General features: G+C 44.2%; 21 protein-coding genes and 3 tRNA genes. 15 read left to right on the top strand and 9 right to left on the bottom strand.

Annotated elements, in window-relative coordinates; genetic code table 11:
- Positions 1–74: 74 nt before the first annotated feature.
- From NZ875_07920 to NZ875_07905, 4 genes are read left to right on the top strand one after another with little or no spacing between them, the layout of a single operon-like run.
- On the top strand, positions 75–1,001 hold the full coding sequence (locus NZ875_07920) for a hypothetical protein (protein MCS7175659.1): 927 nt from the start codon (positions 75–77) through the stop codon (positions 999–1,001).
- 5 nt (positions 1,002–1,006) lie between these two features.
- Positions 1,007–1,369, top strand: coding sequence for a GntR family transcriptional regulator (locus NZ875_07915; GenBank protein ID MCS7175658.1), 363 nt, complete (start codon positions 1,007–1,009; stop codon positions 1,367–1,369).
- Complete coding sequence (locus NZ875_07910; GenBank protein ID MCS7175657.1) at positions 1,356–1,928, top strand: hypothetical protein; 573 nt, start codon at positions 1,356–1,358, stop codon at positions 1,926–1,928. Before NZ875_07915 ends, NZ875_07910 begins: the two co-directional genes overlap by 14 nt.
- Positions 1,925–2,749, top strand: a complete 825-nt coding sequence (locus NZ875_07905) for an ATP-binding cassette domain-containing protein (protein MCS7175656.1) — start codon at positions 1,925–1,927, stop codon at positions 2,747–2,749. The genes NZ875_07910 and NZ875_07905 overlap by 4 nt, the downstream gene beginning before the upstream one ends.
- Before the next feature lie 22 nt (positions 2,750–2,771).
- Here the strand turns inward: NZ875_07905 and NZ875_07900 are convergent, their stop codons facing one another.
- Positions 2,772–4,106 carry an NCS2 family permease gene (locus tag NZ875_07900; GenBank protein ID MCS7175655.1) on the bottom strand — a complete coding sequence of 445 codons (1,335 nt, stop codon included), beginning with the start codon at positions 4,104–4,106 and terminating at the stop codon, positions 2,772–2,774.
- Between the two features lie 229 nt (positions 4,107–4,335).
- Between NZ875_07900 and NZ875_07895 the strand changes: the two genes are divergently transcribed.
- The 3 genes from NZ875_07895 (at position 4,336) to NZ875_07885 (ending at position 6,796) form a co-directional block, all read left to right on the top strand.
- Positions 4,336–4,412: transfer RNA gene (locus NZ875_07895), tRNA-Met, on the top strand.
- Positions 4,413–4,869: 457 nt separating this feature from the next.
- Entirely contained in the window at positions 4,870–5,499 is a 630-nt protein-coding gene (locus tag NZ875_07890) for an XRE family transcriptional regulator (protein ID MCS7175654.1), read from the top strand.
- Between the two features lie 130 nt (positions 5,500–5,629).
- A complete protein-coding gene (locus NZ875_07885; GenBank protein MCS7175653.1) occupies positions 5,630–6,796 on the top strand; it encodes a hypothetical protein in 1,167 nt (388 codons plus the stop codon).
- A gap of 64 nt (positions 6,797–6,860) precedes the next feature.
- Here the strand turns inward: NZ875_07885 and NZ875_07880 are convergent, their stop codons facing one another.
- Positions 6,861–7,190 carry an MscL family protein gene (locus NZ875_07880; protein ID MCS7175652.1) on the bottom strand — a complete coding sequence of 110 codons (330 nt, stop codon included), beginning with the start codon at positions 7,188–7,190 and terminating at the stop codon, positions 6,861–6,863.
- Between the two features lie 49 nt (positions 7,191–7,239).
- Positions 7,240–8,775: a hypothetical protein gene (locus tag NZ875_07875; protein ID MCS7175651.1), complete on the bottom strand. Its 1,536-nt coding sequence runs from the start codon at positions 8,773–8,775 to the stop codon at positions 7,240–7,242.
- Positions 8,776–8,851: 76 nt separating this feature from the next.
- Here NZ875_07875 and NZ875_07870 point away from each other — a divergent pair, with 76 nt between their 5' ends.
- A complete protein-coding gene (locus NZ875_07870) occupies positions 8,852–9,592 on the top strand; it encodes an MBL fold metallo-hydrolase (protein MCS7175650.1) in 741 nt (246 codons plus the stop codon).
- Between the two features lie 3 nt (positions 9,593–9,595).
- Positions 9,596–10,837 (top strand): MFS transporter, encoded by a 1,242-nt coding sequence (locus NZ875_07865; protein MCS7175649.1) that lies wholly within the window; start codon positions 9,596–9,598, stop codon positions 10,835–10,837.
- Here the strand turns inward: NZ875_07865 and NZ875_07860 are convergent.
- Positions 10,791–11,492 (bottom strand): hypothetical protein, encoded by a 702-nt coding sequence (locus tag NZ875_07860; protein MCS7175648.1) that lies wholly within the window; start codon positions 11,490–11,492, stop codon positions 10,791–10,793. The two genes, NZ875_07865 and NZ875_07860, sit on opposite strands and share 47 nt — an antisense overlap.
- Positions 11,493–11,606: 114 nt before the next feature.
- On the opposite strand from NZ875_07860, the gene NZ875_07855 reads away from it, so the two are divergent.
- The 3 genes from NZ875_07855 to NZ875_07845 all read left to right on the top strand — a co-directional run bounded on the left by NZ875_07855 (position 11,607) and on the right by NZ875_07845 (position 13,247).
- Positions 11,607–11,681, top strand: a tRNA-Glu gene (locus NZ875_07855).
- Between the two features lie 139 nt (positions 11,682–11,820).
- Positions 11,821–12,951 carry an aldo/keto reductase gene (locus tag NZ875_07850; protein ID MCS7175647.1) on the top strand — a complete coding sequence of 377 codons (1,131 nt, stop codon included), beginning with the start codon at positions 11,821–11,823 and terminating at the stop codon, positions 12,949–12,951.
- Between the two features lie 29 nt (positions 12,952–12,980).
- Positions 12,981–13,247: a hypothetical protein gene (locus NZ875_07845; GenBank protein MCS7175646.1), complete on the top strand. Its 267-nt coding sequence runs from the start codon at positions 12,981–12,983 to the stop codon at positions 13,245–13,247.
- On the opposite strand, the gene NZ875_07840 is transcribed toward NZ875_07845, so the two are convergent.
- Positions 13,213–13,288: transfer RNA gene (locus NZ875_07840), tRNA-Asn, on the bottom strand. The genes NZ875_07845 and NZ875_07840 overlap by 35 nt on opposite strands.
- 102 nt (positions 13,289–13,390) lie before the next feature.
- Here NZ875_07840 and NZ875_07835 point away from each other — a divergent pair.
- Entirely contained in the window at positions 13,391–14,566 is a 1,176-nt protein-coding gene (locus NZ875_07835) for an MFS transporter (GenBank protein ID MCS7175645.1), read from the top strand.
- Here NZ875_07835 and NZ875_07830 read toward each other — a convergent pair.
- Complete coding sequence (locus tag NZ875_07830) at positions 14,556–15,323, bottom strand: TatD family hydrolase (protein ID MCS7175644.1); 768 nt, start codon at positions 15,321–15,323, stop codon at positions 14,556–14,558. The genes NZ875_07835 and NZ875_07830 overlap by 11 nt on opposite strands.
- A gap of 46 nt (positions 15,324–15,369) precedes the next feature.
- On the opposite strand from NZ875_07830, the gene NZ875_07825 reads away from it, so the two are divergent.
- A complete protein-coding gene (locus tag NZ875_07825; protein MCS7175643.1) occupies positions 15,370–17,379 on the top strand; it encodes an MMPL family transporter in 2,010 nt (669 codons plus the stop codon).
- Here the strand turns inward: NZ875_07825 and NZ875_07820 are convergent.
- The 3 genes from NZ875_07820 to NZ875_07810 are packed head-to-tail and all read right to left on the bottom strand — an operon-like array spanning position 17,328 to position 20,039.
- Positions 17,328–19,088 carry an aldehyde:ferredoxin oxidoreductase gene (locus NZ875_07820; protein MCS7175642.1) on the bottom strand — a complete coding sequence of 587 codons (1,761 nt, stop codon included), beginning with the start codon at positions 19,086–19,088 and terminating at the stop codon, positions 17,328–17,330. The two genes, NZ875_07825 and NZ875_07820, sit on opposite strands and share 52 nt — an antisense overlap.
- On the bottom strand, positions 19,088–19,498 hold the full coding sequence (locus NZ875_07815; GenBank protein ID MCS7175641.1) for a 4Fe-4S binding protein: 411 nt from the start codon (positions 19,496–19,498) through the stop codon (positions 19,088–19,090). The genes NZ875_07820 and NZ875_07815 overlap by 1 nt, the downstream gene beginning before the upstream one ends.
- Positions 19,499–19,502: 4 nt before the next feature.
- Complete coding sequence (locus NZ875_07810; GenBank protein ID MCS7175640.1) at positions 19,503–20,039, bottom strand: VanZ family protein; 537 nt, start codon at positions 20,037–20,039, stop codon at positions 19,503–19,505.
- 79 nt (positions 20,040–20,118) lie between these two features.
- Here NZ875_07810 and NZ875_07805 point away from each other — a divergent pair.
- Positions 20,119–20,448, top strand: a 330-nt coding sequence (locus NZ875_07805; GenBank protein MCS7175639.1) for an alpha-glucosidase/alpha-galactosidase, incomplete at its 3' end; no start/stop codon positions are given.

Raw genomic sequence — 20,448 nt, 5'->3', positions numbered from 1 at the left:
ACAAGAATGACATGTCAAAGTCATAGTCATAGTGTTCTATATAAATATAACACTATAACAAAGGAGGTAAAACTATGAATTATGTCTTTGAATCCAATCTACTCAAAGCTGCCCTCACAGTTGCAGTTCTCGGCGTTCTGGGTTGGCTCACACCCTTTGTACCGTTCAAATTCATTATCACCCTCGCTTGTGTTGTTGTGCTCGCTGTACATTTGAAATCGTACATCAAGCACATCGGAGGCTTCATCGTACTCTCCATCGTGATCTTTCTGTTGCCACTGACGGTTAATCTGTACTCAAGAGTCATACTTCAAGCTCTGCAGAATTTGACAGGTTGGCCGTTCTTCTCATTCGAAACGGAGCAAAGGCCAACTGAGAAGGTTCAGATCAAGTCTCTCGTATCGATCGACGTGAATGGATCTCTCGAAATTTTCTTGATTGAAGGTAGTTCGATCGAATTTCCGAAAGATCTCAAATTTTCGATGAACGGAGATCGATTCAAGCTCACTGGAGGGGAGAAAGCGAGCAAGTACATCGTCCGAGTTGGGAAAGAGGGATTGAAATCGCTTCAAATCAGCGCAGTCTCGATCTCACTGAACGGAGATTGCTCTTTAGAAGAATTGCAAATGAAGGCTGCTGCCGTCGATGCGAAGGGAAACATTCACAGTAAACGTTTGCTTGTGAACGGAACTGGAGTAAACATCGATGGTGTTTTCGTTGGGGAAAAGTTACAGTTGGATGGAACTGGGATCAAGCTGGGGGGAAAATACAGTTTCAACGAGATGAAAATCGATGGCACCGGCATTTCTCTCAAGATTGAGCTGAACGATTGTGAATCGGTTCTAATCGATGGCACAGGTGTGAATGGAAATGTGGATGTGACTGGTAACAAGCCGCTCAAGTTAGTTCTGAACGGCACGGGCGGTACAGTCAACGTAAGAAATATATCCAAAACCACGCTACATGTTCAAAGTTCGAATGTGAAAGTGTTGAGTGAGTGATAAAGATGCTCAGAAAGATCGATAAGCACAGCGGTATACCAGCCTATCTTCAAATAGTGAACCAGATCAAATCCGAGATCCTGCTCGGCAACCTCAAAGCTGGTCAGCAACTTCCAACCGTTCGCGAGCTAGAGATGATATTTGACGTTAACATCAACACGATTTTGAAAGCTCTTGATAGACTGAAGATCGAAGGTTATCTCATTGCAGAACAGGGTGTTGGCTATTTCGTGGCGAAGGAGTTGTCGATCGACAACCAAATAATCACAATGATTAGAGAGTTGGTGATGAATCTCAAATCGAAAGGTTTAGATCTTTACACGACTTTGGTCTTGGTTGAGGAGGTGTGGAGGAATGAAAAGTTTTGATGCGTATGTTAGAAAGCAATTGCTCGAAAAGTTTCCAAGCATGGTGTTCTTCTTTGTAATTTCGATGCTACCCGAATTTGCAGCTAAAGCGTTCGGTTTCTTCTTTCTGGTGATCTTTTCCATCGCCAGCGATGTGAGACAGAAACGGCTCGATCTTTTACTGTATCTTCCACTCACGCGGAAACGGATCTTTCTGTTCGAGTACGCTTTCCTCACATTGTTACTTTTTGTTTCATTCTTCGCTGGGCTTCCATTCGCTTCGAGAACTGTCGAAACTTGGGTGATGCTCTTCAAATCTTTGATCTTTCTGTGGGCTTATCTGGGCATCGTGTTGTCGGCGGTGAGCGTGGGGATGGATCCATTCGGTGCGGCATTTTTGTTTCTTCTTTTCGATCTCGTTGTGAGTTCGATCGGTTCATCAAGGTTGTCTGCAAATTTTAATCCATACAAACTCATCAGTCCAATAAGGCAAGACAACATCGTTCTTTCAGCAGCATTCGCACTCTTCATAATCTACGCTTCGTACAAACTCTTCACACAGAGAGGTGGGGAAAAATGATCAAAGTGGAACAGTTGAGAAAGAATTTTTCAGGCAAACAAGTTTTGAGCGATGTATCTTTTTCCATCGAACCTAAAAATGTTCTGGCTCTCGTTGGACCCAATGGGGCAGGGAAGACTACAACGATAAAATGCCTCTCGGGCGTGATCAAGCCGGATGGAGGAACGATCGTGCTGTTCGGTGAGACTTTTCAACACGTCTCATCGGTCAAAGCCAAGCAAAAAATAGCCGTTGTTCCTGAAGAAAGGATCACTTTCAGAAACTTCACTGCGTCGGATTACGTTCATTTGTGGTCGAATTTTTATCCAAACTGGAACGATTCGATCTTTTCGAACTTCGTGGCTCGCTATGGTTTCGATCTTTCTCAAAAGATCGAATCTTATTCGATTGGAATGAAAACGCTTTTCTTGGTTGGTCTGTGCGTCTGTAGCCAAGCAGACCTGCTCATCTTGGATGAGCCAACACAACATCTCGATCCAACTGTGAGGTTGGAAGTCATGTCGCTCTTGAAAGAGTACGCTAAGAACGAAAAGGCTGTTTTGGTCTCATCGCACGAGATATTCGAACTCGAAGAGTACGCGACCCACATAGCGATAATCAAAGAAGGTAGAATAATTTATGTAAACTCCATCGACGGAGCAAAAGAAAACCACAGATTGATCGAAAAAGGTGAAAGTATTCGTTCTGGTGAAGTCATCGGCTTGGTTGGTCAGTCAGTGTTGTTGAAGACGGATGACGATGTCGGAAGATATCCCAAGCTCAACGAGATCGTTGTGGCCTATCTGACAGGAAAAACCGAACGAAGACTCACCTTGAATTGAAAGCGGGCATAGGTGCCCGCTTTCACTCTCTTAGAAACACAAGATAGAAAACGAAGAGGATCGCAAGAACCCATGTGAACCAATGCACCTGTTTACCTTTACCTGAAAGAAGCTTGACGATAGGATAAGTAACGATACCGAGTGCTATACCGTTCGCGATGGAGTAGGTGAGTGGCATCATCAACAAAGTTATGAAAGCTGGTATGGATTCTGTCACATCGTCCCAGTCAACTTTCTTCAAACTTTTCATCATCAGCACACCAACGAAAACCAACGCTGGAGCTGTCGCTGCAGCTGGGACTGTCATCGCTAAAGGTGAGAAGAAGAGCATCAAGAGCATCAAAACCGCGACGGTAACAGCCGTCAGACCAGTTCTTCCGCCTTCGGCGATACCTGCACTGCTCTCTATGTAAGTGGTAACCGTGGAAGTTCCAAACATCGCGCCAACGGAAGTTCCAACGGCATCGGCAAGGTAAGCTCTTGAAGCCCTTGGAAATTCACCGTTTTTCACAAAACCTGTAGATTCAGCCAAACCCGTTAAGGTTCCCACTGTGTCGAAGAAATCCACAAAAAAGAACGTGAAAACGACCATCCAGAAAGTTGCACTACCCAGCGCTTGTAAATTGAAATCCATCTTCATGAACGTTGGTGCCACACTTGGAATCTTTCCAACGATACCTTGATACTTCGTTACACCAAAAATTGGCAAAGCTCCTATGACCGTGCAAGCAAGAATGCCTATCATGATCGCGCCCGGTACTTTCATCGCAAACAATGCCGCGATGATGAAAAAGCCTATGATCGCAACCAAAACGTTCGGATCAGTCATGTGACCAAGGCTCACAAAGGTTGCAGGATCACTGATCACTATACCTGCGCTCTTCAAACCTATGAAGGCGATGAACAAACCTATGCCAGCACCTGTCGCGAGTTTCACCGAGGTTGGTATCGCCTTTATCACGAAAGTTCTCGCTCCGGTGATCGTCAACACTATGAAGATGATACCCTCCACGAACACCGCCGCGAGTGCCACTCTCCAATCGATACCCATCTTGAGGCACACCGTAAAAGCGAAATAGGCATTCAAACCCATGCCTGGGGCGAGTGCGAAAGGATAATTCGCATATAAACCCACGATGAGCGTAGCGATAACTGAGCCAAAAATCGTCGCGACCATGAACGCTCCGAAGAACTGTGTATAGAGATCACTTCCAGGGGTTGCTCCAGGAATAACATTGATGAGGATCGAAGGGTTCACGAACACGATGTAGGCCATTGTTAAAAAGGTAGTCACTCCAGCGATGATTTCACGACGCACCGTTGTACCTTGCTCTTTCAAACGAAAGAGCTTCTCCATCCTTTCTCCCTCCCACAGGTAAGAATGACAAAAGCAAAAAGACACCAAAAATCATAACTTCTTGAGCTTAACAGTCTTTGACATGCACGTTGAGAAAGTGAGAAACGATGAGTAAAATTACACGAAACACATCACTTCGATGGATAGTTTTGAGAGAGATTTTCACAAACTTTCGATCTTGGAAAAACTTGACAGCGAACCAAGCCTGTGCTAATATGTAAAACGGCGTTGCGGGGTGGAGCAGCCAGGCAGCTCGTTGGGCTCATAACCCAAAGGTCGCAGGTTCAAATCCTGCCCCCGCTACCAGTTAAGTAGGGGATACCGAAACGGTATCCCCTCTTTTTTAGATGAACCTCTAAATTTTCTATGTATCGACTGATTGTCTTTCGAAATCCTCTAGACTGATTTTTCCGGTCGAGGGTAACATCTCACTCTGTGTGTAATTTTTTCGCAAGGGGAATTATTAAGATTAGGCCCTCGGTTCAGTTTTCGATTCGATTTTTGAACAGATCGGTTGGAAACCAAAGGCAGACTTGCTGTAAGTTATCGAATCACAAGACTCGGATCGAAGATTGCGTATGGAAGTGTTTCTCTTATGGTTACAAAGACTTTTTGTAGGTGGTATCAGAATCATGATAGAATCATGATAGAATCATGGTAGTGTTGATACGATTTTTTGGTCAAGTAGCAAGAATATGAAATTAAAGCTAAAAACCTTTGATGGAAGATCATACGGTGAGATAATGTTTATGGGGAGAGTATTATGATTGGAAAAAAGATCCGTGAGTTGCGTACAAAGTTGGGTATCAGTCAGGCAGAACTAGCAAAAAGGCTTGGAGTGGATCAAACCACAGTGTCGTACTACGAACGCGATAAAAGAGCCATCACTATCAGCATGCTGTACAAAATAGCGGGAGCACTCGGAGTTGATGTCAAGTATTTTTTCAGCGATGATGAAGTCATTCCCATCCCTTTGCCAACCGCACGGAAGTTGGTACCAGTCTACGATACAAATATGGCCGTTGAAAGCGAAACTTTTCCAGGTTCGCTAGAGCCAATCAAGCTCGTCCCAACCGACATCGTAGACGTTGATTGTGCTTTTATAGTCCATGATAAAGGTATGGAACCAGAAATACGCGATGGAGATGTCGTGTTCGTCAAACGCACATCGATCGACGAAATTCAAAACGGCGAAATTGTCGTGGGCTTGTACATGAATGTTATTCGTGTGAAGCGCTTTTTCAAAGCCGATAACGATATCATGCTCTTGAACGACAACACTGAGTATGCTCCTATTTTTATCGAAAAACTAGAACGCTTTCAGCTCATCGGGAAAGTCGTCGAAATCAGGCGTATCCCACGTCCAAAAAAGCTCAGACACCGAGAGCAATGATTGATTAATGTGAATCTGCCCTCTTTGCCTCATAGTTTTAATCATGCATGTTTTTCTAATGATTTTCTAATATGCCGAGTGGATCATGGGATAGGGGTGATGATTTTTGCGCTCAAAACTTCAGGTTGAGTTGATCAAAATTACTTTTTTACTTTTCTTACTTGTTTTTGCCAGTACATTCGCACAAACAACTTGGCAAAAATCGTTCGGTGGTAATAATCTTGATTACGCTCGGGATGTGATCGTTACAACCGATGGCAATTTTCTCATCGTGGGTGCCACATCTTCTTACGGCGCTGGAAAGTTCGATGTACTAGTTTTGAAAGTCGATCAGCGTGGGCAAGTGGTTTGGTACAAAACTTTTGGAGGCAGCGACGATGATTCAGCAAACTGCGTAGTCAAAGCTAAAGATGGATACTTAATTGCAGGTTGGACGAGGTCAACCGATACCGGTAAGAGCGATGTTTATGTTGTCAAGATCGATGAGAACGGGAACAGTTTGTGGCAGAAGACTTACGGAGGCCTTCAAGATGACATTGCGAGTTGTATCTTGGTGGTGGAGGATGGATTCATCATCGCCGGCAGCACGATGTCAATACAAGAGAAGGCTCGCCAGGCTTATCTGATCAAGATAGATACGACGGGCAAAATCCTTTGGCAAAAAGACTACGGTGGTGAAGCGAATGAAACTTTTTCGTGGATAGAACGAACGTCGAGCGGTTTCATCGCGGTGGGTATGTCAGGTGTTTCTGGTACCATTGATAAATCCGGCAAATGGGTTGGCAACTATGATGCCTACGTTGTGTGGTTGAAAGAGAATGGAGAGGTGTTGAAAGAAAAAACGTTAGGTGGACCTTATGAAGATGGCTTGCGTAGGGTTTTGAGAACCACCGATGGTGGTCATGTAGCTGTAGGATGGCGTGAATCGCAGCAGTTCTTGAGTAATTATTACATAATCAAATTTTCGAAAAACGGTGAAGTTGAATGGGAGAAGGTCATAGAAACTCCCACGCCACACACGGCACGCTCTGTAGTTGAGACGTCCGATGGATATTTGATCGTTGGTCATGGTATACCGTTGAACTCTTTGTTGGACGATGCTTATCTGATCAAAATCGGTTTCAAAGGTGAGATTCAGTGGATCAAAAACCATGGTGGTGGTAAGCTCGATACGGCTTATGGTGTTCAAGCTCTCCCAGATGGTTTCATGATCGTTGGGGACACCGCATCAATGGGAACTGGTGGCATGGATGTGTACATGCTGAGAACAAACAAAAATGGAGAGATCAAAAACTGAACTTTGATCGAACCCCAGCAATTGTAGCATTCATTTGACACACTGTTTAGAAGGTTAGGAAAAATCAGTGATTTCTTTCAGCTTGTTTTTTCTTAGCAACTTCTGCAGCTTTGTTCATGGTTCTTATGAGCATGAACACGATGAACGCAACTATAACGAAATCGATACCTGCCGATATGACCTTACCCCAGTAGATGGCTTTATATTGGAGTTGTTCTATGGATTCCACCTTGGCCATTCTCAAAGCAGGTTGAAAAACTAGAGGCATCAGAAGATCGTTGACGAAAGAGCTCACGAACTGATTGAGTTTACCCCCTATGATGATCGCCACAGCCAGACCTATGACGTTGTACTGTTTAAGGAAAGCAATGAATTCTCTGAAAAGTTTGTTCATGAATTTTCCCCCCTTCGCATTCTTGATCAAATTTTACCGGATGAGGACTCTATTTCAAAACGATTTCAAACTGCTTGATTTTGACAGGATTATTGTAGATATCGATTATACCCAAAGGTACCACGTAATAAGTACCGGTCGCAAGTTTAGTCAGGTCCTCCGCGCCGATGTATTCAGCTTTCTTCGTATCGGGAGTCATGCTGCTTAGAACCAAAGGAACAAGGTAACCAGTAGGAGGTGGAGTATAAGGGGGAAGCAAAGGTGTAGGCGAAAATGCAATGTTGATTGAAGGGGTAGATGGTAAACCTGAACTGTCGCTCACCGACAGTTTGATGGTGTAATAACCTCTATTGATTATGGTGATTGCACCTTCCTTCAGCGAATGGGGACCAATGCTGAACGAATCGATCTTGGGTGGTTCATAATCTGCCACATAAACTTGCACTGCATCGAGACCAACTCGGCCATCATCAGTTTCGAGGAACACCGAAAGCGTGTGCGTGGGAGGCAAAGTAGCTTTCCAGAAAGCTGTGAAACTCGCAGCAGGTGTCAATGATGTGGAGTCTACAGAGAAGCTGACTTTCTTTACACTGAGCTCGTTCGTTATGGCCTCAAGTTTTACAAGTTCATCTGGAACTGGAGTGTTGTTGCTGACTTTAAGTTTTACATCCGCTGGGCCAGTTCCAACCGCAAAATAATCACCTTTAGCGCTGGTTTTTCCCCTCCCATCGGTTGATATGACCGTCACCGAATGATAGCCACTATCGTTGAAAGTACCCAACATCAAGGCCAGATCCACCGAATCTGCCTTTCCAAAAGTTTTTGAATAGACATTTTTTCCATCCACCTCTACGTTGATGGAATTTATCTGCGTATCATCTTGAACCAGCACCTTTGCGGTCACCGGTTCCTTTTTTATAAAGACTTTTTTGGCAAAACTCAAACTTATCTGTGGGGAAGATGTATCTTTCGGAAGGACACTCAAGATTGTTGAGGTAGCGGTCATTGCGATGTTGCTGGTCGAGATTAACACGTTCAGTGGGTAAGTTCCTTGAGGTAACGAAGGCAATGGTACAACGATCGCCCTTTCGGTCGTCTCGATCACTCTTGATATTGAACCTATCGTCACTTCCACCTTCAGAGGGGCACCTTCTGGATCTTTCACAACTAGAGAAAGGTACGCAGGAGAATTTTCCTCCGGATATTGGGGAAGCACCGAGAGAGATTGTATGATCGGGTTGGTCGTATCGATAACTTTCACGATGACCTCCCTAGCACCTTTCTGACCGAAGATGTTTTCAACGAAACCTTGGATTTTGTATTGTTTCGCCTCAAGTGGTTGCCATTGGTAAGTGAGAGGCACACTATTGCCACTGTGCACGATCACACCGTCTATCGAGATGCCAGCCAGAGTGACACCTATATTGAACGAGGTGTCAACAACGATCGTTACAGTACTGCCCGGCGTTGGTGTGTGAGGATTGATCGACAGCATTACGGGAATATCGTTGGTTGTTTTTTGACACGAATTGATCAGCAAGATCAAAGCAATGAAAATGATCAAAAAGATCCAACTGATCTTCAATGCGTTGACCCTCCGTCACTATATTTTATCGCTCGGGCCGATGTTTCCTTTAGAATATAATCGAATCTGGGTGATGATGTTGAGAATAATATTTTTGGGAACTTCTGCGGCAGTGTCGAATGTCCATCGAGATAACACATCTTTCTTGATCGAGGACGTCTTGGTCGATTGTCCTGGTAACGCCTTTGGAAAGTTATTGAAAGCAGGATACAATCCGATGAATTTGAAAGCCGTCATAGTAACGCATCGACATGTAGATCATTCATACGGTCTTGTTTCACTTTTAGAGATGCTGAGGCTTTCAGGTAAAGATTCCATCAAGGTATACCTTGGAGAAGATTTTTTAGTCGATGTGGAACAAGTTCTGAAGATTTACGGCCTTGTCCGAGGGGATTTTTCCATCGAGCTTGTACCTGTCAGAGTCGGGTCTGTACTCTTTGAAGGACCGTTCAGGATGGAGAGTTTTCCCGTGAGACATTCTGTTCCGAATTTCGGCTTGAAGATCACAACTTTTAACGCCTCTGTCGTTTATACGAGCGATACGGAACCGTGTGAAGAAGTGGTTAAACGATCGAAGAACGTTGATGTATTGATACACGAAGCTACGTGCAGTGAAACCATAACTGGTAGGAAAGAGGGTCACACTTGTGTAGAAGACGCTGCAAGAATCGCTAAAGAGGCTGGTGCAAAAACTCTCTGTCTAGTTCACCTTGGCCCAGAACTGGAGGAACACATAGTCGAGTTGAAGAAGAAAGCTGAAGAAATCTTCGAAGGTGAGGTCGTAATTCCAAACGATTTTGACAGAATGATCGTGTGAGCCATGTTGAAGTTTTGGCTTCTTGGTTTTGGTTTTTTTGGTATAAACATCGTTTGGCCATTGTACAATGCGTACGTTCCTATATTTCTCAAATCCTTTGGTCTGTCTTCTTTCATCGTCGGTACTTACATGACCATAGACAATATCTTCGCTGTAGCTTTAACGCCTTACATTGGAGCACTCAGCGATCAAACTTTCACAAAGTTTGGAAGAAGAAAACCGTACATTCTGATTGGAGCACCGTTGGCTGCAGTCTTCTTCTTGCTCATACCGATCTCTTGGAAGCACTCGAACTTTGCTGCCATAACGTTCAGCATCGTCATCATGAACTTCTCCATGGCACTGTTCAGATCTCCATTGATTGCACTCATGCCAGACACAACAGCGTCTGAATACAGAAGCCAAGCCAATGGGATCATCAACTTCATGGGTGGCTTGGGTGCCATGTTAGCTTATTTGTCCGGAAGATTTTTGTATCAGATTTCTCCGATCCATCCATTCGCCGTTGGTTCAGTCTTACTCCTTCTGGCGAATCTTTTCGTTGTTTTGTTTGTGAAAGAACCTGTTCAGAAAGATGTCAGATCCGGCTTCAAATTGAGAGAGACTTTTACAAAAAGTCATGCAGAACTGGTGGAGAACTTGAAGGAGATTATGTTTTCGAAAGAGAAAAGTCTCTTTTTCATGCTTCTTTCTATCTTTCTGTGGTTCGTGGGATTCAACGCCCTCGAGACGTTCTTCACCAGTTATGCGAAATTTTACCTGAATCTGCCGGAGTACATCGCCACCGGTATGCTTGGAATGCTTTCACTTGCTTTCATGATTTTTTCAGTGCCTGCAGGTTACATCGGTGCAAAGTTTGGTAGAAAAAGAACGATACTAGCTGGCTTGGTCAGCACGATCGTCTGTCTTTTGATCGGGACACTTTTGTCTTTCAGAATGAGCGGAGAGCAATTGATTGAGCCATTTCTCTTTCTGTTCGTAGTTGGTGGTATCGGTTGGGCTTTGACCAACGTTAACTCGTTACCGATGGTCCTAGACATGGCACCAACTTGGAAAGTGGGGGGTTACACTGGGCTTTACTATTTTTCTTCGATGCTTGCAAACATAGTTTCCCCACCACTCACCGGTCTGATACTGGATCTCCTTGGATATTGGACGCTCTTCATTTTTTCTGCCATATTCGTGTCCCTCTCAATGGTCACGATGAGTTTCGTTGAGAGAGGAGAGCCTCCGAAGAAAGTTTAAAAGTCGTTTCAATGAAAATTCTTTCTATACCGTTTAAAATGATCTCGAGTAAACGCAAGTTGATCTGTTCGCTGACGTTGAGTTGAAATGGATCTCTTGGTTCACCGCACACGTCAGCTCCGAGCAGTTCGAAACGCTCACATACGTGCTGAACCATCGTGAAAAATTCATCAAGATCGATTTGTCCCTGATCCCAACCGAGTTCAATGAACTGATCCGATATGACATCCTTGTCTATGCTCAAATAGACAGGATGTTCAACGCGATCTGGAAGTTCGTCTTTCTTTTTGATTATGTGTACCTTCCTGAGATTTTTCAATCTCTCTGAGTTCTTTATCCAAGAATCACATGTGAGGAAAGCTGAGTGCCTGTTCATATCGTCTCGATGGTTGTCGAGAACAACCAGTTCGAAGGGAACATCGATCATGGACAAAAAAAGATAAGTGAAGTGATGATAAGCAGAATCGCTCAAAAATGCCAATTTGGGACGTTTCTCAACAACGTTCCTGACGCGCTCAAAAGTCACCCGATTGCACATATACTTGGTAGATTTGAGGTGGCTCAGATCGATCCGTGTGGCTTTCTCAGAGAGTTTTTCTTGAAATAGGTACGTTCCCTCAAAGTCGAGCAGGATCACACCGCCTTTGCTCGACATGTTCATCCCCCGCTGGACAGATCCTTTAAAATAGTTTATACTACTTTTAGTACCAAGATACGATAAAAACGATCGCTTGACTGAGTAAAAGATGTGGTATAATAAAAAATGCGTGGCCCCATAGGATAACGGCTAGTCCATCGGATTCTCAGTCCGAAGGTCGGGGTTCGATTCCCCGTGGGGCTACCAGTGATTTAAGCGTGAGGGAGCACATTTGTGCTCCCTTTTTGTTGATCGTTCTGGGAAAAAGCGTGATCGATGGATCTCTCCGAATGAGGTTTACAAGCTCAGATTCAGATGTTGTATATTCATTCTTGGAGGTTGAAGTATGCTCTATAGAGACTTTGGAAAAACGAATGCGAAATGCTCTATTCTAGGTTTTGGTGCCATGAGGCTTCCAGTGGTGAACAACGATGAATCACAAATCGATGAGGAGCAAGCAATAAGGATGATCAGGTATGCGATCGATCATGGGGTGAACTACATTGACACTGCGTACCCTTACCATAGGGGAAACAGCGAGAAAGTTGTTGGAAAAGCGCTGAAAGACGGTTACAGGGAGAAAGTTTTTCTAGCCACCAAATCACCTGTTTGGAAGGTGGAAAGTTGTGAAGATTTCGACAAATTTTTGGATGAACAACTCGAAAAACTACAAACAGATCATATAGATATGTACCTCATGCATGCGCTCACAAAAGAAAGATGGGAAAAAATAAAAGCCTTCAGGTTCTTTGAGTTTTCCGATAGGGCGAGGATGCAAGGGAAAATAAAGTTTGTCGGTTTTTCCTTCCACGATAAATACCATGTTTTCAAAGAAATAGTGGATGGATACTCATGGGACTTCTGCCAAATTCAACTGAACTACATGGATGTTAACTATCAAGCTGGCTTGAGAGGTCTTCGTTATGCGGCTTCGAAGGGACTCGCTGTTGTAATAATGGAACCACTCAAGGGAGGAAAACTTGCAAGATTGCCAAAAAAGGTCATGAGCATCCTTGAGAAAGAAAATAGGGAAAGATCCAACGTTGAGTGGGCGTTCAAATGGCTTGCAAACTTTCCAGAGGTGTCAGTGATTCTGAGTGGGATGAGTAATTTCGAACAAGTGGAGGAAAACGTTCAAATAGCGAATCTTCTGACTCCAAACAACTTGAGCGAAAAAGAATTGAAATTGATCGAGAAAGTGAGGCAGACTCTAGAATCCTTCACCGTCATCAATTGTACAGAGTGCGGTTACTGCATGCCCTGTCCAAACGGTGTAGATATACCTGCTAACTTCAGACTGTACAATGAAGCGATCATGTTCGAAGACATACAAGGTGGTAAGGGAATCTACGCGTGGTTTAAGAGCCAAAAAATAGCGGCCGCCTTTTGCACCGAGTGCGGCGAATGTCTCAGTAAATGTCCACAGAAACTCGAGATCCCTTCACTTTTCAAAAAAATTCATAGCGAGTTGGAATAATATGAAATTGCATGGTAGCTGTTCTCGAGGTGGTTTTTTCTGCTAAAATAAAAACGGTTGAATTTTGCGACGAACGCAACAAAGAACATTTCGGAGAAGTAGGATCTTTGATTCAGCCTACCTGGCAAATTGTTAATTTGAAAATCAACATAAAAGCCGCTCCGAGATGGAGCGGTTTTTCTTGCGAAGGATTGGTCAAGGACATCATAAAAATACGGCGGGTCCAACCCGCCATTCGATCGAAAATGTATCTAAGGATTTTGGCTCCGGCGGCAGGACTCGAACCTGCAACCTAGTGGTTAACAGCCACCCGCTCTGCCGGTTGAGCTACGCCGGAGCGATTCGTTTCGTTAAATATTCTACCAAAGGGCCTTCTCATTTCAAGTGTAGATTCATTTACTCTTGAATTAATAATGAGAAGAACGAGCAGGTGATGAGTATGTGGAAGAATCTACCAAAGGAAGTGAAGAGGTATTTAGTTATATACTCTCTGACAGGATTTTCCTTTTCTGCCATCATAGCTGCTCCAACCTTGGGCAAGGTTTTGAACATCTCTATCGAGAATTTGGGCTGGCTTTTCAGTTTTTCGTACGTGGTTCAAGCAATGCTCACTTATTTGCTTGGAAGAAAATTTGAAAGCATGAGTGTCAATTACGGTCTAGCTGTAGCACGTAGTTTCTTTGCTAGTGGTAGTTTGTTGTTCGCAGCTGTACGTAACGTGTACAGTTTCGTGGTGGCTCAGCTTTTACTTGGCGTTGCTGACATATTTTATCCATGTCAAGTGATGTATGAAAGAGCGTTGTTTCCCCCGAATGAGCGTGAGGAAATCTACTCCACCCAATTCTTGATCACGGAGTCCACTAAAGCTACCGTGTATTTCTTTTTAGTTTTTGTTTTGGCAAGGTACATGAAGGATATAAGATTTTTGCTGTCCATTTTCATTTCAATCTTCTTTGCAAATTTGTTCTATGCTTTTTCTTTCTTGAAGATCTTGCCACGCGTTGAAACTGGTTCGAATTTACATGAAGGTCACGTGCTTGCTTCCAACTCGAACGGCGCCTTCATCTCGATCATGTTGCATCAATATCTCGCTTACACTTCATTCAGCTTTTCGAGCTTTTTGATCATCTCTTACTATCTCATGGATCGATTCAAACTTGACAGTTCTTCTCCTTTCCTTTTCGAAATGATCTTCTCTGCTTCTGTGGTTCTTTTTTATTTCTGGAGGAAGAAAATCAATTTTGGCCCAGTTATCAATTTGATTGTTGGTGCCTTATTGATAGCTTTCACGTTCATTATGTGGTTTGTTCCCAACGTTTATCTCTTCTTTGGTGCTCACGTGATCATGGGTGCAGGTTTCATTTTGTGGTTCCCGGCCAAGGAAACCATAAAGCTTGGTATATCACCACGGGAACTTGGCAGGTGGGAAGGTTTCTTTCAAGGCTTGAACATCTTCAGTAGAACTTTCATACCCGTGCTGTCAACTCAGATCGCTGGTAAACTTGGACACAGATGGGTTTTTATGACTTCTTCGCTGATTTTCATCGTGGCGTTGTTCGTCTCCATTCCTGCGCTACGGTGGTTCTCAAAACACAGCGAAGCTATCAACACATGAAGAGTTCCTCAGCATTGTTGACGAGCCTTTCGGAAACTTCTTCTAGATTCATATTTAGAATTTTCGCGATCTCCTCAACCACAAACCTGACATAAACTGGTTCATTCCTCTTTCCTCGAACAGGTTGGGGAGCTAGATATGGACAATCAGTTTCGCTCAGTACGTTCTCGATACCTATCGTTCTAACGATCCTTTTGAGTGTGTGGTTGGATGGATAAGTTAATGGACCTCCGATACCTATGTACATGCCAAGTTCGACGAACTTCAGCGCCCACTCTTCATCCGCCGAGAACGCGTGCACAACACCACCTCTCATCGGTAATCCCACCTTATTTATGATTTCGTAGGCTTCTGCGTAAGCGTCTCTGATGTGTACTATGACGGGAAGATCCACTTCCTTTGCGAACTTCAATTGTGCTTCAAAGACTCTTCTCTGTTGATCTCTGTCTGAAAACATCCTGTAATAATCCAAGCCACACTCACCAATGGCCACAACTTTTTTGCACGACAGTAATTGTTCGAGATTTTCTAAAAAATCATCGTTCACTTTCCCCGCTTCGTGCGGGTGAACTCCTATAGAACAATAAATTTTTTCGTGCTTTTCGCAAAAAGAAACAGTTCTTTTTGAATCTTCGATGTTTATACCCACATTCACGACGAACGCGAAATTGTACGAATCCAGTTTTTGAAGGACTTGTTCTAAATCTTTTTCGAAGTGGTGAAAATGGAGATGTGCATGTGTATCGACCAACCTCACAGTCTTGAACCCTCCTCTTGTTAAAATTCTATCAGGGAAATAAGCGATGGGTTGGATAAAGAAACCTTGGTTGTCACTCGTCCTCATGCTCATTCTCGGGATTCTTACAGGCTCACAGCTTCCTAAATTGCGGGTGAGAGCCTATTTCAAAACACAAGTTTCCAAAGAATCGCGTTATGTTCATGCCGAAAGGGAACTGTTCAAAAGTTTTTCGCTCAAAGATATCGCCATCGTTGCTGTTCCGTGTGAGGATCGAACAGGTGTATCTGCTATCGTCCAAGAAATTCGCAAATTTGATGAAATTTCTATGGTCATCAACCCGCTGGAGTTTCCTTTGACCATCGGCAGAAACAGTGCTTTGGCTAGGCAACTCAAGCTCATCGGCCAATTTGAAAACCGAGAATATGCTCTTTTACTTGCGTTTATCTCGAAAAATCCAGAATCGACTGCGCGCAAGATTCATCAGGTTGTGAGAAAGAAAGGTGGATTCATCTTCGGAATTTCATACATCGGTGCTATGGCGATGGATTATGTGAGGATGATCCTTGTTTATTTAACACCGATCGCTCTGTTGGTCATGTTCGCGGTGTTTTTCTTCACGTTGAAAAATTTCTGGGCGGCGGTACTCGCGTTCCTTCCAAGCTCACTGACAACGGTCTACTTGCTAGGTACGTACGCTTTCGTGGGTAAACCAGTCACTATGGAGAACGTCCTGATGCCGTTCATAACTTTGATCATGGGCAGCTCAGCAGCTTTACATTATTTCAGCAGGTACCTAGCGATAAAAGATCCAAACAGATTCGAAAGATCTTACAGGGCGATGCGAGAAACTTTTGTTGCGCTCTTGATGACCGTCCTCACAACAATCGTTGGCTTTCTGAGCCTCGGTTTGACCAGCTCGCCGGTGATGAGGGAACTAGGTTTCAGTGGGGCAATCGGTGTTGGGACATCGGGTTTGGTCACCTTCGTTTTCTTGCCTCCGATCGCAACGTTGATTGATCCTAAGAGGAACTTTGAAACAAAGTTTTCGGATCAATCGGTGAGGAAGAGATGGAATTTGGTTTGGTTTTTCACAATGATCTTTTTCTTCTGCTTGTTCATCTTCAATGTTGAATCAGAGTTTCATTCCCTCATCTTTTTCAGACCTAGCTCGAAAGTCATGAAGGGTGCACGAGTGGTTGAAACCATCGCTGGCATAAAGGTTCCCATATTCATGAAGATCGATTTGAACGTCGATGTGTTGAGCTCAGAAGGTCTTGAAACACTCAGGATGGTTAGAGAGAGCCTGAAAGATTATTGTGTGAGAACTTTCTCCATTCTTGATCTTTTTGAAATTTTTCCCCAAACGCTACGTAGTTTCATTCCAATGTTGATACCTGAAGGTATGCTCTACGATCGAAAGAACAGTTCGTTGCTGATGATCGTTTTTCCGAAACGCGTCGACAGGAAAACTTACAGCCAAATAGAAAAAGTTGCATCTTCGCACGTATCGGGTTCGGTGAAATCCATCCAACTATCAGGGGAAGATTTCAAGTACATGGAGATGAACGAATTCGTCGTAGAGAACTTGAAAGTGAGTTTGATCTTTGCACTCCTCGTCATCGTACTCATGATGGGATCGATGTTGAAAAATTTCAAACTCGGTCTTATAAGTTGCGTCCCCATCGCTGCAACTTTGATTAGTCTTTACGGTGCAATGGGCCTTTTCAGAGTCCCCATCAACGCTGTGAGTGCTTGTTTGCTGAACATCGTTCTAGGCGCAGGTATAGATTACGCGATTCATTTCAGTTGTGCTTATGTCAAACATAACTCTGCTAATGAAGCATATCGACTCACGCGGCGTCCAATACTCGCCAACGCGTTCGGTGTGGCTCTGGGCTTTTCGGTTCTCTTTCTATCACCTATGAAAGTCCACGTGCACATAGCTGCACTCATATGCGTTGGGATGGCTTTAGCCTCGACCTACACGTTGATCTGGATGACTTCTGTCTTCCCAGAAAAGGTTCAAACCGCGCGTAAGGCTAGTTCTTTATCTTCTTCAACGAGTTTTGAATAAAATTCTACTCTCTTTTTGAAACTATCCTCGTTCATTTTGCCTCTGCTCGTGTAAACTGTGAGTAGTTTCTTAGGAAGATTCAACTTTGCAAAGTCGAAGCCCAGTTTTTCTTTGATGATGTACTTCATGCCGTGTATAGTGTGGGCCACTCGATCGAGGGATTGTTCATCCAAATTATATCCAACGACGTTCAAACATTCCAAAACTGTTTTGGGTGTGTAGACACCCCTTGCAAACAGACACATCACCAAACTGTTGGTGATCATACGCCAGACAGCCTCCTCGTACATGGCTTTCACTTCTTTTTCCACATCTTCCGCGCGGCCAAGGTACTTTTGATCGAAGCTGTATCCAGCACAATCCAAATGAGAGTGCCTCACACCGACGGCGTAACCAACGAAGGCGTCTGGGCCAGTCATGTAACCTGGCGCTTCATTCTTATTGAAACATATGGCAAATTCTTCTCCTCCGTACTTTTTGGCACAGTACGCGACGCCTTTTTCCAAATCCTTGTAAAATTCGTTTCTTTCAATCGCGATATTTTCGAGTACTTTCAAATAAGTTTCTGCGTCTCCAAAGTTCAACGCGAGTCCGGCAGTTTCCTCCAATGTGATCAAACCTCTCTGGAAGGCTTCGGTAGCCCACGCAAGCACGACACCTATGCTTATCGCATCCCAGCCTTGTCGTTCAACGAAATGTATGATCTTCAACAGTTCCTCGGCTTTAGCGATACTCAGATTTGAGCCCAACGAATATATGAGTTCATGATCGTAAGAAGTCTTCAAGGTCTTGTACATGTGAGGATCTGCAAAGAGTTCTCTGAAAACACCCATATGAATGCAACCGATAGGACAATGAGCACACGAGATCTGCTGAGCCAAGAGGTGGTCTGCAAAATATTCTCCGCTTATCGTGTGTGCACTTTCGAAGAAACCCTGAGAAAAGTTCCTCGTTGGAAGACCCATGATTTTGGATAAGGGTACAACGTTTGCGGCGGTACCAAGATCTCTGTATTTGTAGGTATTTTCACTTTCTATGAGCTCTTTGAATATCCTATCATACAGTTCCTGATAAGCTTTCTTGTTCTCGATCTTTGGACATTCGCTACCAGAAATCACTATGGCTTTCAAGTTTTTCGAACCCATTACGGCTCCAAGACCGAGCCTTCCGAAGTGTCTCGAAGAATCGACAGTTACACAGGCGATGGGAGATAATCTCTCACCAGCTGGTCCGATCCTCACGATACTTTTCTTACCTTTTCTGTGGTCTTCCTTTTCTCTCAAAATCCTCTCCGTTGCCAGAGCACTCCTGCCCCAAAGTGAACTGCAAGGGATCATCGCCACTCTGTCTCCGTCTATCGAGAGATAAACAGGTTGTGATGCTTTTCCAACGATTCTGAGAACGTGGACGTTTGCCGAAAGCATCGCAAGGGACATGCGACCTCCAGCGTGTGATTCACCGAGATCTCCAGTCAGGGGTGATTTAAAAAGAGCAACCGTTTTGGACATGCTCGGAAAATAACCGTTCAAAGGTCCCAACGCGAAGTATATGGGAGCACGTTCTGAAAATGGATCGAGCTCTTTCGTGAGTTCCTGTGCGGCTAAGTACGTCAAAACGCCACTGCCTCCGATGAACTTTTTGAAAATATCACTGATGTCTCTCTCCTCTATCTTTCCCGAAGAAAGGTCTATTGAAAGCATCCTGTACATCACACCACCTCCTGCATAGTCAAAACGTTCGTGGGACAGTACCGCACGCAAATTCCGCAATGACGACAAGCGATGGGAATCTGTAATTGTTCGTCCCACTGGAGAGCGTTCGCAGCACAAGCTCTGACACATTTTCGACAATGCGTGCATAACTCTCTCACCAGTTCGACACCGAAACCCCTCTTGGCCAGTCTCAGTGCGCCGGTTGGACAAGCTGCAGCGCATTCTGGTTGCTTACAAGCTTGACAGACACGAACAGAAAAAGCACCTTCGACTCCAGGATAGTTCTTCACTCTCATGGCGGACTTCTCTATCCCTAAAGCGCCATACCAGACGCGCGTACACGCAAACATACAACAGTAACATCCGATACATCGCTCCCTATCTTTCACCGTGAGTTTTTTTGCCATATTCTCACACCACCCTTCGAAATCTTCTTCTGGCAAGAAACCTGACGAACCTCCCGACACCGAGGGAGAGCGAACACAGAATCACCCCGACGATCGTTCCAGAGATGTCTATGACGACATCGTTCAGCGAGGCTCCCCTTCCTCGGAACTGCTGAAGGTATTCATCAAGGCCAGCAACGAATCCAGGCAGAGAAAGACCAAGGAGAATTGCCATGAGCAATTTACGTGAATAGAGTAGCGCGAACCAAAAAGCGATGATACTGAGCACCATGTACAAACCGACGTGCGCCGATTTTCGAACGAGTTCGACCGTTGGCATTTTTCTGTTTCCAAACCAAAGTCTGTTCAGTTTTTCCTTGAGTTGAATGAACAAAGGCATTTTCGAAAAATCCAGCAGCTCGTCGATCTTCTTCAATGTTCTGTAAGCCCAACGTGCTTGCTGTGACGAAACGTTCGCATTCCGAGTGCCGAAATATAGAACGACAGATATCCAAAAAGCGAGTGCGATCAACACAACGATCATTAACCATCTTCTATCCATGAACGTTCACACCTTCTTCCACCAACATTTTGCCACGTTCCTTTTGCTAGAATCTTAACTGAAAACGAAACTGTGGGGGGTGAAATCGTTGAAAATTTCGATCGTCGGCGCCGGAAGTGCTGTCTTTTCAATGAGTCTTGTGAACGATCTGTGCAAACTCAAAGGTTTTTCGAACTCCACGGTTGTCCTCATGGATATCGATGTTACCCGCTTGAACGCGGTCTTCAAGTTAGCCACTCGGTACGCTGAAGAAACCGGGGCAAATTTGAAGATTGAGGCAACCGAAAGTTTAGAAAAGGCTTTGAGCGACTGCGATTTCGTTGTGAACACCGCACAGGTTGGTGGAAGTCAATACATTGAAAAGGTTCGTAACGTGAGTGAAAAGTACGGCTATTACAGGGGTATCGAT

Origin of the sequence: Pseudothermotoga sp., assembly GCA_025060105.1 — a bacterium.
Taxonomy (GTDB): domain Bacteria; phylum Thermotogota; class Thermotogae; order Thermotogales; family DSM-5069; genus Pseudothermotoga_A.
Note: the sequence above shows the minus strand (reverse complement) of the source record. Positions and strands in the feature narration are given on the sequence as shown.

Bases quoted from the DNA above. Each gene is read 5' to 3' on its own strand.
- NZ875_07850 (MCS7175647.1), top strand. From the start codon at position 11,821: ATGCTCTATAGAGACTTTGGAAAAACGAATGCGAAATGCTCTATTCTA.
- NZ875_07810 (MCS7175640.1), bottom strand. From the start codon at position 20,039: ATGGATAGAAGATGGTTAATGATCGTTGTGTTGATCGCACTCGCTTTT.
- NZ875_07820 (MCS7175642.1), bottom strand. From the start codon at position 19,088: ATGTACAGGATGCTTTCAATAGACCTTTCTTCGGGAAAGATAGAGGAG.
- NZ875_07890 (MCS7175654.1), top strand. From the start codon at position 4,870: ATGATTGGAAAAAAGATCCGTGAGTTGCGTACAAAGTTGGGTATCAGT.
- NZ875_07860 (MCS7175648.1), bottom strand. From the start codon at position 11,492: ATGTCGAGCAAAGGCGGTGTGATCCTGCTCGACTTTGAGGGAACGTAC.
- NZ875_07910 (MCS7175657.1), top strand. From the start codon at position 1,356: ATGAAAAGTTTTGATGCGTATGTTAGAAAGCAATTGCTCGAAAAGTTT.
- NZ875_07835 (MCS7175645.1), top strand. From the start codon at position 13,391: ATGTGGAAGAATCTACCAAAGGAAGTGAAGAGGTATTTAGTTATATAC.
- NZ875_07870 (MCS7175650.1), top strand. From the start codon at position 8,852: ATGTTGAGAATAATATTTTTGGGAACTTCTGCGGCAGTGTCGAATGTC.
- NZ875_07920 (MCS7175659.1), top strand. From the start codon at position 75: ATGAATTATGTCTTTGAATCCAATCTACTCAAAGCTGCCCTCACAGTT.
- NZ875_07905 (MCS7175656.1), top strand. From the start codon at position 1,925: ATGATCAAAGTGGAACAGTTGAGAAAGAATTTTTCAGGCAAACAAGTT.
- NZ875_07815 (MCS7175641.1), bottom strand. From the start codon at position 19,498: ATGGCAAAAAAACTCACGGTGAAAGATAGGGAGCGATGTATCGGATGT.
- NZ875_07880 (MCS7175652.1), bottom strand. From the start codon at position 7,190: ATGAACAAACTTTTCAGAGAATTCATTGCTTTCCTTAAACAGTACAAC.
- NZ875_07915 (MCS7175658.1), top strand. From the start codon at position 1,007: ATGCTCAGAAAGATCGATAAGCACAGCGGTATACCAGCCTATCTTCAA.
- NZ875_07900 (MCS7175655.1), bottom strand. From the start codon at position 4,106: ATGGAGAAGCTCTTTCGTTTGAAAGAGCAAGGTACAACGGTGCGTCGT.
- NZ875_07825 (MCS7175643.1), top strand. From the start codon at position 15,370: ATGGGTTGGATAAAGAAACCTTGGTTGTCACTCGTCCTCATGCTCATT.
- NZ875_07865 (MCS7175649.1), top strand. From the start codon at position 9,596: ATGTTGAAGTTTTGGCTTCTTGGTTTTGGTTTTTTTGGTATAAACATC.